We start from the raw sequence: 12,710 nt of genomic DNA on the forward strand, positions 1-12,710 counted from the left end.
CTTTGAGCGCGGCCTCGACTTCGTTCTCACCAGCGCTCGGCGAGACTGCCGCCAGGCACAGCCGGGTCTCGGCGGCGAAGGCCGAAACCGTCAACGGCGGACTGGCTGCCAAGCCCTTCTCGTAGGCCCGCCGCAAAGCCTTGCCGTCAAGCGACACCACCTCGGGCGTCTCTCGGCTGGCTCGGGCGAAAGCTGCGGCAAAGGCAGCAAAGGCGCGACCGAAGGCCTCCGGGTCGAGCAGGCGCAGCAGCCGCGAGAAGGTGTCGTGGCTGGGAGCTGCGTCATAGTCGATCAGCCGCGACAGCGCCTGCTTGCGCTCCTGCGCAAACAGGGCGAACTCCGTCGCATTGCTGGCACCACACAGGCTTGCCGCGATCATCATCACGATCAGGTCGCCAAGCCGGTGCGTGGCGTTGGGCGCGCGTGGATCAGGCACCGCGCCAAAGTAGCTCTCAAGGCAGGAAATGGCAGTCGCTCCTTCGCTCAACTGCCTCTCCAAAGAATCCTTTCTCAGCCTAAACTCAACCCCAAAATCGCCATATGCGATTCCCCTGCCCTTGTGGGGGAGATGTCCGGCAGGACAGCGGGGCGCCGTAGGCGCCAGCCATAACAGCAATTCCAATCAATGCAGAACATTCAATCCACGAAATTTTCGTCCACGAACATCTCGGCAAATTTCTGGGGTGGAGGGTTACGCCATTGACGCGAGCGATTTCGAGATTCCTTGCCACATATCCCGGATTGCTGCCGGCATCCCCTGCGGTATGTGGATAGCCTGGGCAATTGCGTCATGCCATTGTCCCTCGCCGCCATAGATAGATTGCAGTTTGGGGGCCATCCTTTTCAAGCCATCCTCCGACTCTTGAGAAAGTTCTCCGATCGCCCAGAGCACATAAACATCGAGCAGCCTAAGCAGCGGCTGTCCGTCATAACGTGGGTTAGTCAACATTTAACCTTTCACGCATCATAGGTGGCATAATAAATAACCCGTTCGCAGATGGCAGAAATGCTTGGCTTTTCTTTCTGCGATGCAACCAAAGCCTCGGTAATCTCGATCGCAAGGTTGATTTCGAGAAAGTATGCCAGGCCCTCTTTAGCTGCCTCGGGTGGTACCAACACCCCATCCTGCTGAGGCAGAACCATCGCGTCTGAATCCTCTGTCCAAGGCTCCGCCCCGTAGATTGTGGGCTCCGCTGCGTAGACCGGGTCCTCCTCGTCAAATTCCGACAACCGCCCAACGATATCCAGCAACTTCATTTTTTTCCCCATAGGGAAAATCCTCCTCGGCCATTCGGATGCAGTGCTTTCTGGAAGATACTCCCTCGATCATGTTGAGATCTAGGGACGAGTTGCATTACACCGGGTTCGTAAACTTGCACAATGATCGGCCGAAAGCGTCATGGCCTCCGCAAGGTCAGTGCTCCCCGCACCCTACCCATCCGCCGGTGCCGCTTTCTCCGGCGCCGCCTTAAGCAGAATCCCGATAGCTCGATTCCAGTAGCGCACCGCCTCAAAATGCCCTTGTCTGGTCAACCAGATCTTATTCTCCAAACTGACTGGATCGCCGATCTCAAACAGCTCCATGCCCTTGGGGCGCAAATATCTATTTTGGTCGGGCATTTTCAGTCCACCAACCGAGCAAATAGATCGGCGAGGTCACGCGCTATCGTCTCAGCGGATTGCCGATTCATACCTATGAATGGGATGCGTACGATTGGCATGGCCGCATCTTCAGTGTCGAAGCCATAGCCTTCACCTCCTCCGTCAGATGCGAATAAGAAGATGCCTGGCGCATATTTTTCAACCTCATATCCGCGGTTGAAGTCAGCCAGTTCTTCGGCTTTAAAAAAATAGTATAGTTATTGCCGATGAAACCTTCGCCTCCATTATGCTCTTTGAGGAAATCATGTAATCCTTGGCAGCACGACTCCCAACCGTGCGGACAGGCCGTCGACGACTGCGGATTCAGCCGGTGCGTCGAATGTCCCTCAGTTAAATATGTCCCATTGCTATCGTCCCAGGTCGCTCAGCAACTGGTTCCACCACGGCATACCCCTGTTGTCGGTGAACTGCCGCCAAACTTCACTGGATTGATTTCATGCACATCCACTACGGCGCGAACTATGGCAACAATAGCACTACCGACCGTCGTAGGGCTCAATCGTCGCTGACGGAATACCAAAGCGGTCGAGTAGATTCAGCACACGCTCTATATGACCACACGCAGATCGCCAGCAATGATAACATCGCCGAACCATCCTTCCATCTGGTAGGTGAGTTTGCTCACAACAGGGGGTGAACGCTTGTGACCATGATGGTGCCACGGCCTATTCCGCCGGCGACATTGGGCTTTATGTAAAAATAGTCCACCATTCACCTAATGAGGATCAAAAAAATGAAAGCCCAACCTCATTGCTACTTACCATCGTAAGGCTCGATGACAGCAAACGGTATTCCCAATGATTCCAGCAAATCAAGAATGCGTTTCGAGATGACGAGGCGATAGTCCGCTGCGATCCCGAAATCGTCCCGGCCGGCCTTGCCATTCACTTTAAGCCAGACGAAGGGTGGAAGTTCCTGCCCAGGTTGATCCTCATGAAACTCTTCGGATGTTGTCACTTCGGCGTCGGCGAACGTCGCGCCTGAAAAACCCATCTTTTGCAGTGCGCGCTGGGTGTCTTCGGTGACGAGGTAACACGGGAACGTCGTAACGATCACATCGCCAAACCAGCCCTCTATAACGTAGTGAAGCTTGGTCACGATTGGCGGATGGACACTCGAGTCAAGAACGGTGTTTTCACCAAGTCCACCAGCGACGTTCGGCCATATGTAAAAATATTGCATCACTCACCTATTGGAGGATTGAACAGATGTCCGTATTGTTTGTCGATATAAGTCACGTAGTCCAGCACCTGCTGACGCGTTGGCTGGGGGTGCGACGCATAAAATTTATCCCATTCGAATCGGAAAACGATCTTGTGCAAAAGGTTATCTAATCCTTTTGGTATGCCGCGAAGATTTTGAAGAGAGTGCATCTCATCTTCAGCAACAAGGCTTGGATATCTGGTCCATAATCTGTTGCTCTGCAGCGTGATGGACGACAACCTCTCCCTTTAGATTCGGGTTCGCATCAAGAAATGTTTTGCGGTAATTTTTTGAAAGAGCTTTGCCAAACGATGCTCCCGGATGCCTAATCTTAGAGGGGTCTCTCGCGATCGACTTTATTATCGCAAGAAGCTCAGCCTTGTCAGGCTTGACGCCGGTGCTCAAGAGGTAAGCGGCCTCTTTTGCTGCATTTATTGCACGAGACTCAACCTCGGTCGTCTGGCGAACCGCCGCTCCCTCAACGGCGAGTTCTGATGTGGCCCGCGACCCACCGGCCGTAAGCTCCTCTAACGGCTTGGCAAACTTGCCCGTCCCGGCGCGGACAATGGCCAGTCCTTTTGCAACGGCTTGGCCGAGTGACTCGAACGCCAGGCTGCCCTCTGCAGCTAATCCGGAGGCAGAAGTGACCGGCAGTTGACTGAGCGCGTCCAAAGGATCGTCGCGCAGATCCTGAAGAAACAGCCCAATGTCGTGCGGGGCTCGGCCTAGGCCTTCAAAACCTTCGGTGAGGTAGTTGCCGAAGTCCTCCGCGGCGAGTTCCAGTTTCGATTGAGGCTTCCTGCGGTTTGAAGGAGCAGGCGGTTGATTCTGCTTCCCGGCGATCACAGGTGCAACAACGGGCCTAGCCGGTTGGCTTTCGACCGATTGAGGAAGCCCGGCTTGGACGAGCTGTTGGGATAAGGCTGCTCGGACCTCTGGATCGGACGCCCCACCAACGAGGCTGTACAGGATGGTGTGCTTGTCCGCCTGTGGCACGCTCCCGTCTTTGAATGTCGTGGCGATGTTCTTGAGAACAGACCATGGGAAAGGTTGATAGTTCTCGATGCCCAGTTGCTTTTGTGCTGCAACTGAAGCGGCGATTGCTCGGACATAAGTTCCTCGGTCGTAGGTGTCCGGCCCTCCTTCACGATTCCATGACTCGCTGTCGGGAGTGGTGATCTCGCTCCAGGCTGCGTCGACGCTCGGAAAGACCTTGCGAACGTATGCGGCAGGGTCCGTCCGTCTGGCGTCCAGCGTCTGAAGCGCGGCGGCGGCCGTGACGTGATACCGCGCCTGCTCCCCTTGGGAACCTGCAGGACCAGGTTCGGCATCGCGTAGCGCCGCATGGATTGCTTGGTTCGGCATGGTGCGCATGCCGAAGGCCTGACGACCAACATCAATCTTTCTGGCAAAATCCCCGTACTGCTTGCCGCCCTCCTCGACGCCATAGACAGCGATGAAGGCGTCCCGACCAGGCATCTTGCCGGAATAGGCGCCAGTCTGTGCGATGGCGCCCGGCGCGTTCTGCTCGGCGAGACCAATGTTGGTGCGAAACTCAACCTGCTGAGCAATGTTGGCCGCCTGCGCCTGTCGGATCAGCGCTGCCTGTTCCTGTTGCGGAAGGTCGTCCCTGAACGCCTGCGCCAACCTTTTATCCGGGGTCTGCATGCCGACGCGGTCACCCTTCGCTGCCGCCGCATTGGGCGCACCAAAGGCGCTGGAGCCGCCAACGACTTCGGTGGTGTCGTCCTTAGTTCGGTTTCCAGCCTGCGCGGCACCCAGCATCTCTGCAGCACGTTTCGGGTCCTGGGCGATCATCGCCTGGATCAGCGCCTTGGCCGTATTGCTGCGCCAGGCGACTTCCGCCGCTTGTCGGGCAAGCGGGTTGCGGAATTTGGCGATTAGGTCAAAGCCGTTCTGCCGGATCGCGTCGAAGTTCTCGGTGTCCTTGGGGTTGCTTTGCGCGATGGCACTGGTTGAGATGTTGTCGACCTTGGTCCACTCGGCCTGCTCATATTCGTCGCGCCGCTGAAGCTGCCTCGCAGCCATCCGTAGTGAGCCGGCCTCGCGCAATGCCTCTTTCTGCCTGGCGAAATTGGCGCGCTGGCTTTCGGGCATTTTCGGCAGGGCATCGGCGAACAGCGTGTCGAAAAGGCCGGTCTTGATCATCCGGCCGGTGCGCGGATCGACCTGGCCATACATCGCGTCATGCAGGCCGGCACCATCGGCCGGCGCGTTTGCCGCCACCTCGTCTTCCGCCTGCCCGATCTGGCCGTTGAACCGACGGCGCGCGAGGTCGGCGTCGAACGCCTCCTCCTGCTGCTTCTGCTGCTGGTAGCGTTCGGCGACGGCAGAGAGCTCGTCGCCAAAACCCTGCATCGCCCTGCCGACCGGCGATCCTTCGGGATAGGAGAGCACATTGCCGGCATCGAGCCGGCGCTGGGCAAGCTGGAGAGGTATGGTCGCCATCTATTTGTGTCCTGCCATGAGCGCGCCGGGGATCGTGGCGCGGCGCTGCCGCGCGCCGGCCCCGTGCCGCCGCCTTCGTCGGGTCATGAATTTTGGAGAGGTCGCCAATGAGAGTGTCGCCGGCACTGAAGATGCTGGCGGTCTGCGCCGTCGGCTAAATGCCCTCGGCAAAATATTGTCATTCCCTTATGAGTTGGCCGGGCTCGCGGACTCCCGCGAACGATCGGTCGGAGCAGGCCATGACTGTGGCAAGGCCGGCGCTCCTAAAGTCCCTACCCCTCCAGCCTCGCCGCCTTCTCCAGCGCCACCAGCTGCGCTTCGTCCAGCGTCAGGAAACCCATAATGTGCTGCACCACTTCGGCCCGCGCGTTGCTGAGCGCGCTGTGCAGCTCGAAGCCGATCGGCGTCTTGGTCTTGGCCAGCCATTCACCGTAGGACGGGCGGCGGTAATAGCCGGTCGCAGCCGTCAGGTCGGCCAGCACCATCTCGCCGTCCTGGCCTGAGAACACCCTGAGATAGGCCCTGGCCAGCGCATCCCGCGCCTTGGCCGGGCCGCCGGCCTGGCTGGAATGGGCGAAGCGTTTTTGGCTCATGCCCCGCCACCCTGTACGTCGCCACGCTGCACGTCACCGCCCTGCGGCATCCGCCCGCCGAGCCCATCGAGCAGGCCGCTGTCGCGCGCCTGCACGGCCGCCGGCACGGCATCCCTGGCCAGCTTGCCGGCGGTGGCGACCGCCGCCATGCCGGCCTGCGCCTGCTGCGCCTTGGCTCTGGCATCGCGGATGCCCGCCACTTCGTCCTGGCGGCGGAAGATGCGCTGTGGGCTGCGGCCGGCGCCCTGCACGATCTTCAGCGCCTCGTCGCCGTCGAAATTGTCCATCACGCCGGGGTCGAACTGCGCCATCTGCATGGCGGTGGTGACAACCTGGATGGTGTCGCGTGCCTCGGCCGAGCGGCGCAGCACGTCGAGCGGGCCGGTGAAGGTCGGCCGCAACGCCTTGCCAGCAAGGCTCGCCGGCGGCAGGAAGCGGCTGTCTTCCTCGTAAAGTCCCTTGTCTTCCAGAATACCCAGCTCGCGGTCGAGATTTGAGGCAAAGCCGGCCTGGATAATCGAGCCGGAGGGGCCGAGCAGCGCGCCCTTTTCCTCTTGCCGGATCAAGGCCTCGGTCGCCGTCATCTGCGGGTTCTGTACCAGCGTCTGGAACAGATTGACGAACATCATGTCGCGGATCTCCTCGGCCCGGCTGTCGGCGTAATTGAAGGCATAGGTCGGGTTCTGGCCGGTGGCGATCGGCGCGATCAGCGGCCGGCCGGCATCGTCGATCAGGCCCGGGTAATTCTCGCCGGGATTGAGCACCGGCACATAATCGAGCCTGGCTTTCGAGGCGGTCGCCGGATCGGTGATCTGCTGAAGCGCGCGCAGGCCGGAGCGCCGCACGGCGTTCTCTTCGCGCACCGTCGTCAGTGCCTCGATGGTTGGCGAGATGCCGTAGGGATCGCCCTCATAGCGGCGCCAGTTGAAGCACGATACCGGGAAGGAGCGAAAACCGCTCTCCCTGACGATCGCCTCTTCGTCCTCGATCACATGATAGGACGCGAACGCCGTGTCGAGATACTGGTAGGAGCCGCTCAGGCTGTACATCTTGCGCTCGTCGCGCGGCTGGATGCACTGGATCAGCGAGATTTTTGTCTCGCATTTGGCGGGGTCGTCGACCAGAACCTTGATCCGCGCCGGCAGTCTGTCGTAGCCGAGCAATTGCGCCGCCTGTCTTGCGGTGCGCTCGTAGCGGCGGTGGAAGATATCGACCTGGCCCCAACGGTTGCGCGAGAGATAGCCTTCGACCACGGGGATCGAGGCATAGCGGATCAGCGTGCTGCCAAAACCCTCCTCGGCGTAGAGATAGGCCGGGCCGTAGCGCACGACATTGCGCAGGCAGGCCTGCGTTGCCGGCACGAAGTTCGAGTTGGCGGAGTAGCGCAGCGAGAACAGGAAATCGCGCAGCGCTTCCGCCCATTCCTTCTCCTCGTCGGTCTCATCGTCGTTGATGGCCGCGGTCGACAGACCGTGCCATTTCTCGGATTGTGGAATGATCAGGCTTTCCAGTCCGGCGGCCAGCCGGTTGGCGGCCGAGTTGATGGTATTGGCGTAGACACGCGAACCGCGCCGCTCCTGCCGCTCGGCCTGCGAGTCCGCGCCGGCCTGCCGGCGGCCGCTCCACATGTCGGGCGCATCGGGATCGCAGAATTCGGACACCGCCTCCCAGACATGCTCGTACTGGCTGCGTTCGCTCTCCAGTTCTGCCTGTCGCGACAGAATATCGCGAGCACGGGAATCGCTCATGGTCAGCCTCGCTTGATGGAATTGATTGAAAAAAGAAAACGGCGGGACGCCGAAGCCGCCGATCTCCCCCCTCGTGGGGGAGATGTCCGGCAGGACAGAGGGGGTCGTCTCGCTTGGATCGGCGACCCCCTCTGTCGCCTTCGGCGACATCTCCCCCTCAAGCGGGGAGATTGGAAGCGCCTTATTCCGCCGGCGTCGTCTCCAGCGCGGCTTTGCGCCCAAAACGCTGGACCACGAAGCGTCCCATCTTCTGGCCGGGCACTTCGATCAGCGTATAGGTGATCCAGGACAGCAGGCACACCACCGGCAAGACGACGACAGTGACGATCGCGAAGCGCAGCGGCGCCGACAATTCGTGGCCGAACTGGGTGATGACCAGAGCCGCGACCGGCTGGAGAACAAGCAGATGGATCAAATAGATACTGAAGGAAAGCTCACCCATCAGATGAAAGAACCGGTTGGCGAGCGTCATGGCGATCTTTCTGGCGACGGTGCCCGCCATTCCCGGCAGCATCCGGTAGAGAACCAGCGCAAAGAAACCCACAACGAGCGCTTCCCGCATCAAAAGCTTGCTCAGCCCATAGCCGCCGCCGAACGGCAGCGCGGCCAGCAGCATAGCCAATGTCAGATGCACGAAAGGCCGCTTTTGCCTTTGATGGACGATGCCCGCCAGCAGCATCCCGCAGAGGAAAATCTGCATCTTCAGCGGCAGGAACGACGGCATCGGAAAATGCACCGACAATTGTCCCATCAAGAACACGATCGCGCTGCCGGTCGCCGCGACCAGAATGGCGCTCCATACCCAGTCAAGCCTGCGGACCAACAGCATAATCGCCGGGAACACTGCATAGAATTGCATCTCCAAGCCAAGGCTCCAGTCGGGCAGCGGCGTGCGATAGGCGAAATTCGGCACCAGGCCAAACAGGAACAGCAGATGGGCGCCGATGTTTTTCAAGCCGCTGTCGAGATAACGTTCGGGCGCCTGCGGCGACCGCAGCAGGAACTCGTCGATGACCATCCTGGACTGGTAGAGATAGGGGCCAAGCGCCAGGGCGGCGAACAGCATGACGTAGAACAGCGGCGCAATCCGGAAATAGCGGCGGGTCCAGAACTTCAGCCAAGTTTCCGGCCTTTGCCAGGGCTCCTTGTCCTGGCGCAGCTGGTAGTGGAACACCATCAGGAAGCCCGACAGCATGATGAAGAGGTCGACGCCGAGATCGGGCTCGCCGAGAATAGGAATATTCCAGCCGGTCAACAGCAGGCAGTGTCCGATGAGCACCCAGATCGCGGCGAGCGCCCGAAGCCCGTCCAGGCACTCGATGCGCGATGACCGGGCTTCTGTCATGCCGGACTCCTCGATAGCCATGTTGCATTGCAGCATGGCTGCTGAGGAAGGAATGTCAACCGTGCCGAAGGAACACGAATTGCGCTCGGCTGTTACGGAAAACGCGGAAGCTGCGATCTCCCCCCTCGTGGGGGAGATGGCCGGCAGGCCAGAGAGGGGCGCGAAGGAACGCCAAGCTCAGTTTCGTCCCCACCGGAATGAGCTGATGGCGGCAATGCAAATTGATCACCAAGGCCGGTGGGGTAGCGCCCCCTCTGCCCTGCCGGGCATCTCCCCCACGAGTGGGGAGATCGGCAGCTTCACCGCTTCTTCACCAACCTTGCGTGCCGGCGCCAGTACCACCAAGCCAGCACCCGGTTGCGGAACACTCGTCTCATGGCGCCCATGTCAAACCCCCAGCAGCACGCGGCGCTGGCCGGTCAGATCGCCGGGCGACAAATCGGTCTTCACGGTTCCTGCAGTGCCATCATTGGCCGCAAGCTGAGCCCGTAACGCGGCTTCGCGCGCCTGCACGTCCTTGTCGGCAATGGTCGGTGTCGGCGGCAACGGCTTCAGCGCCGGCGGCTTTTGAAAAAGGCACATGGTTTTCTCCGAAATCAGAGCTTCTTGTCCAGTCGTAGAGCAGAAAGTCCTCGCCGTTCCGGCCATAGCCCGGCAGGCGGCAGCGTTGCGTCGCGCCCAGCCTTGCAAGCCAGCGCAGCGCCAAACCGTTGGCGGCCAAGGCGCGGGCCTCGACCCGCCAGGCGCCGCGCGCGGCAACCTCCGGCCCGAGCACCGCGTGAAAGAACTCCGTAATAGCAGGCACGCAGCGCCTCATCCGGCGCGTGCCCCAGCTCCAGGCGATCCAAAGTCCGCTCCGCTGTTCGGCAGCGCCGAACCCGGCCTCCGGATTGCCGTCGAGCTCGACGACATAAGCAAAGCCCTGCAGCGCCGTCAGCGCCAGCAGCGCCGGCGACCATGCGTCGAACTGGCAGTCGATCTCTGCGCGGTCCTCGGGCCGGAGGTTGGCGGCGATGTAGCTGAGGTCGCGCAAAGTGGCGGGGATGATGCGGACAGTCATGCGGGAGAATAGGCCATGGCCTGCCTACCTTTTCTTGCTGGAAGGCGAGCCGGCGAATTTGCCCGGCAGTATTCGTTTCGCCGCGGCCGCTGGAAGCGCACGCTTCGATCCCGATCAACGCCTACTTGGTGAATGCCAACGCGCCATTTTCGATGTCAACTGCTGTCAGATAGCCACTGAATGCGTGAGCTTTCAGCAATCTGTTGGGCCTCCCGGCCCTGGGCGGCCGCCCAAAGCGGGTGATCCGGACAGCCATGAGGGGATGATGAGGGACGTTTCCGTCGGCAGAGAGCAAACAGGCAGCCGTTCTTTGTAGTTGAACTCAACGAGCAACCGGAAAGCGCAGTCTATTTTGGCTTCCTCAGCGGACTTGCAGTATTAATGACCATGTTTTGGAATATATTATCAATCTTCTCCCTAGAGATAGGGATTACCGTCTTATTGTCATCCTCAAATTTCTTTATAGTTTTTGTCAACACTTCTGCCAGTAGCTTTGCTGATGGCAGCGTGGCAAATATTCCTACCTCTTCCAAAATATCATCTTGCTTACTGGCGTCTTCATTTATCCCAAAGCGAATGATTAAGTCATTTCCAGTCACCTGAATAACGTATGCGTTTGCATATACGTATCTGAAATCTTTAGATTTTTTGTTAACCTGCGTAGACACGAGCGTTACCTTCGGAGTTTATGATTCTAACTGCTGCCTTTGATCCCGCTCCGACTGTGGCCGAGATCGCCATATTTGATCCTACAGCATGGTGTACGGTTGCTTTTGCATACCAATTTTCACTTGCCACATTGGGACAAATATCTTCAGCGAAAGACTGTACTGAAAATCGTTTATCTCGATCATCGATGGCCTGCTTGAGCACGCCACTGAACGGCACAAACGTAACTGCCAACCCTACATCGAAAGCCGACGCGATCCTTTTTAAGGTTGTAATATTTACCCTGTCATAAGATGGGTCTTCCAAAAGCGATATTCTCGACTGAGCCATTCCAGTTGCCGCAGCCAAATCGGACTGTGTCCAGCCGCGATCCTCCCGGATGGCAGAAATCTGGGCGGCGATGGTGTTGGAGATTTGAGCGCTGGCAAAAGCCTCCCGATACAGCTTATTTTGAAACTTCTCCCAAAGACGCGAGAGCCTAGAACTCGTGTGGTTTTGCACGTGTCGGATCCTTCAACAGTTGCTTTCTTCGCCTGTCAGCCGATTCAAGGTGGCGACGAGGCATTTCGTTACCCTTCTCTACCGCACCACCCAAAAGAACGAACCTTCGATTGGGCTGATACACACCGAGAGGCCTATATGGGACCCCTTTGAATCCCACCCTCAATTCGACAAGCCCGTTCCAATTTACCAGTTTTGTGGCCCATTTATCCGACCACACTTCCATCCCTTCCATAGCTAAGAGTCGGGATGCGATCGCGGCTTGGGCATCGACAGGCAGCCCCCCGAGCCAAATGGCTACGAAGTTCCTGCCCGGAGGCTCCACATAATCCAAGATCGTCCATGCTGGCATTGAATATATAACAAAAATATTATTTTTTGCAACGCTCTGCCGAGTCGCCGTTATCGTCTTTTTATTATATCCGATTTGAATTCAGCGCTAGCCTAGGGTTGCAGTTTGCCACTCCTCAACCGCGACAAGGCTATCGTTCACATGCTCACCGAAACGCCCCCAGCGGATCGGCTTGCCCGGCCTTCCGCCGCGCCGCCTTGAATATCGCCGGGTCGACCTGCGCTTCTCTCAGCATCATCACGCCATACCGTGTCGCGGCCATCAGGTCGTCGCGCAGCTTCACCACCTGGCCGTTCCTGCGGTGGTAGAGCCGGAACTCCTCGAACCAGGGCAGAAGCGTCGAGAACACCTTGAAGCGGCCGCTCTGCATGCGGTCGAGCATGTCCATCAGCCCGGCCTCGACCGAGACCGAACCGTCGGCAAACTGCGCATGGCTGGCGAGCATGTTCAGCCCATGTGCCGAATATTGCCTGGCAAGTGCAGTGCCGGCACCCTCCAGCGTCTCGCGGCGGCCGTCGCGCGGCCAGGCCCATGGCAGCCAATCGCCCCATGGTTTCAGCGTCAGCGCCTGCATGGCGGGAGTCTGCTGCGAGGCACGACAGGCCTTCGTGACATAGACGACATCGGCTTCCGTATCCCAGGCAAGCTCGACCGCGGCCGAGGGATGGTCCCAACCGAAATCGAGTGCGCCGAGCCGCGGCCAATAGCGCGGCAGCCGGAACGGCTCGCAGGCGATCAGCTCCTCGGCCACCGGAAAGATGCGGCCGGAGCCGAGCACCGGAATGCCCTTGGCCCGCGCCTCGCGCTCATGCGCCGGATAGGCGGCAATGATCTCGGCGCGCTGCTGCGGCGTGTAGTGCTCGGCGTCGTCGATGGTCATGAAGGTGACGTGACGGGTCATTGTTTTCACCCTCGCGGCATTGAATCATGGTGGCAGGTGGGACGTATGCTGCTGTTCGGTAAGATGTTTTCATGATGGTGGGACAGCGCCCCCCTCTGTCCTGCCGGACATCTCCCCCTCAAGGGCAGGGCTATCGCATATGAGTGATGGCATTGATGAGATAGTCGTCGTTCCAGGCGCATTTCTTGATGCGATGGCTGATGGGGA

At 59.3% G+C, this 12,710-nt stretch carries 14 protein-coding genes; all 14 read right to left on the reverse strand.

The features are described 5' to 3' along the window. Window positions 1–487: ISAs1 family transposase (locus NKJ17_RS32695; RefSeq protein ID WP_352691820.1), on the reverse strand; the 487-nt coding region annotated here is incomplete at its 3' end. Between the two features lie 204 nt (window positions 488–691). Continuing rightward, window positions 692–949 carry a hypothetical protein gene (locus tag NKJ17_RS32700; protein WP_352691822.1) on the reverse strand — a complete coding sequence of 86 codons (258 nt, stop codon included), beginning with the start codon at window positions 947–949 and terminating at the stop codon, window positions 692–694. Between the two features lie 8 nt (window positions 950–957). Next, window positions 958–1,257 (reverse strand): hypothetical protein, encoded by a 300-nt coding sequence (locus NKJ17_RS32705; RefSeq protein ID WP_352691824.1) that lies wholly within the window; start codon window positions 1,255–1,257, stop codon window positions 958–960. A 174-nt stretch (window positions 1,258–1,431) separates the two neighbouring features. After that, the gene (locus NKJ17_RS32710; RefSeq protein WP_352475512.1) at window positions 1,432–1,620 is read right to left on the reverse strand and encodes a hypothetical protein; all 189 of its coding nucleotides are present in this window, start codon (window positions 1,618–1,620) and stop codon (window positions 1,432–1,434) included. 795 nt (window positions 1,621–2,415) lie between these two features. Beyond that, window positions 2,416–2,844 carry a hypothetical protein gene (locus tag NKJ17_RS32715; RefSeq protein ID WP_352475513.1) on the reverse strand — a complete coding sequence of 143 codons (429 nt, stop codon included), beginning with the start codon at window positions 2,842–2,844 and terminating at the stop codon, window positions 2,416–2,418. Between the two features lie 198 nt (window positions 2,845–3,042). Then, complete coding sequence (locus NKJ17_RS32720) at window positions 3,043–5,334, reverse strand: hypothetical protein (protein WP_352691825.1); 2,292 nt, start codon at window positions 5,332–5,334, stop codon at window positions 3,043–3,045. 272 nt (window positions 5,335–5,606) lie between these two features. Continuing rightward, complete coding sequence (locus NKJ17_RS32725) at window positions 5,607–5,927, reverse strand: Bbp19 family protein (protein ID WP_352691827.1); 321 nt, start codon at window positions 5,925–5,927, stop codon at window positions 5,607–5,609. Continuing rightward, the gene (locus NKJ17_RS32730) at window positions 5,924–7,675 is read right to left on the reverse strand and encodes a portal protein (RefSeq protein WP_352691829.1); all 1,752 of its coding nucleotides are present in this window, start codon (window positions 7,673–7,675) and stop codon (window positions 5,924–5,926) included. The genes NKJ17_RS32725 and NKJ17_RS32730 overlap by 4 nt, the downstream gene beginning before the upstream one ends. Before the next feature lie 181 nt (window positions 7,676–7,856). Further along, the gene (locus tag NKJ17_RS32735) at window positions 7,857–9,020 is read right to left on the reverse strand and encodes an acyltransferase family protein (protein WP_352691831.1); all 1,164 of its coding nucleotides are present in this window, start codon (window positions 9,018–9,020) and stop codon (window positions 7,857–7,859) included. A 466-nt stretch (window positions 9,021–9,486) separates the two neighbouring features. Next, window positions 9,487–10,080: a hypothetical protein gene (locus NKJ17_RS32740; protein WP_352691832.1), complete on the reverse strand. Its 594-nt coding sequence runs from the start codon at window positions 10,078–10,080 to the stop codon at window positions 9,487–9,489. 347 nt (window positions 10,081–10,427) lie between these two features. Then, window positions 10,428–10,748, reverse strand: a complete 321-nt coding sequence (locus NKJ17_RS32745; RefSeq protein ID WP_352691833.1) for a DUF3467 domain-containing protein — start codon at window positions 10,746–10,748, stop codon at window positions 10,428–10,430. Then, window positions 10,732–11,250 carry a helix-turn-helix domain-containing protein gene (locus tag NKJ17_RS32750; RefSeq protein WP_352691834.1) on the reverse strand — a complete coding sequence of 173 codons (519 nt, stop codon included), beginning with the start codon at window positions 11,248–11,250 and terminating at the stop codon, window positions 10,732–10,734. Before NKJ17_RS32750 ends, NKJ17_RS32745 begins: the two co-directional genes overlap by 17 nt. Next, window positions 11,228–11,602: a type II toxin-antitoxin system RelE/ParE family toxin gene (locus tag NKJ17_RS32755; RefSeq protein ID WP_352691836.1), complete on the reverse strand. Its 375-nt coding sequence runs from the start codon at window positions 11,600–11,602 to the stop codon at window positions 11,228–11,230. Before NKJ17_RS32755 ends, NKJ17_RS32750 begins: the two co-directional genes overlap by 23 nt. A 145-nt stretch (window positions 11,603–11,747) precedes the next feature. Beyond that, on the reverse strand, window positions 11,748–12,503 hold the full coding sequence (locus NKJ17_RS32760) for a phage terminase large subunit family protein (protein ID WP_352691837.1): 756 nt from the start codon (window positions 12,501–12,503) through the stop codon (window positions 11,748–11,750). Window positions 12,504–12,710: the final 207 nt, after the last annotated feature.

It is taken from the genome of Mesorhizobium sp. M0208 (genome assembly GCF_040322015.1).
Classification (GTDB): domain Bacteria; phylum Pseudomonadota; class Alphaproteobacteria; order Rhizobiales; family Rhizobiaceae; genus Mesorhizobium.

Coding starts and splice junctions, on each gene's coding strand:
- NKJ17_RS32760 (WP_352691837.1), bottom strand. CDS start 12,503: ATGACCCGTCACGTCACCTTCATGACCATCGACGACGCCGAGCACTAC.
- NKJ17_RS32740 (WP_352691832.1), bottom strand. CDS start 10,080: ATGACTGTCCGCATCATCCCCGCCACTTTGCGCGACCTCAGCTACATC.
- NKJ17_RS32715 (WP_352475513.1), bottom strand. CDS start 2,844: ATGCAATATTTTTACATATGGCCGAACGTCGCTGGTGGACTTGGTGAA.
- NKJ17_RS32700 (WP_352691822.1), bottom strand. CDS start 949: ATGTTGACTAACCCACGTTATGACGGACAGCCGCTGCTTAGGCTGCTC.
- NKJ17_RS32735 (WP_352691831.1), bottom strand. CDS start 9,020: ATGACAGAAGCCCGGTCATCGCGCATCGAGTGCCTGGACGGGCTTCGG.
- NKJ17_RS32730 (WP_352691829.1), bottom strand. CDS start 7,675: ATGAGCGATTCCCGTGCTCGCGATATTCTGTCGCGACAGGCAGAACTG.
- NKJ17_RS32725 (WP_352691827.1), bottom strand. CDS start 5,927: ATGAGCCAAAAACGCTTCGCCCATTCCAGCCAGGCCGGCGGCCCGGCC.
- NKJ17_RS32705 (WP_352691824.1), bottom strand. CDS start 1,257: ATGAAGTTGCTGGATATCGTTGGGCGGTTGTCGGAATTTGACGAGGAG.
- NKJ17_RS32710 (WP_352475512.1), bottom strand. CDS start 1,620: ATGCCCGACCAAAATAGATATTTGCGCCCCAAGGGCATGGAGCTGTTT.
- NKJ17_RS32720 (WP_352691825.1), bottom strand. CDS start 5,334: ATGGCGACCATACCTCTCCAGCTTGCCCAGCGCCGGCTCGATGCCGGC.
- NKJ17_RS32755 (WP_352691836.1), bottom strand. CDS start 11,602: ATGCCAGCATGGACGATCTTGGATTATGTGGAGCCTCCGGGCAGGAAC.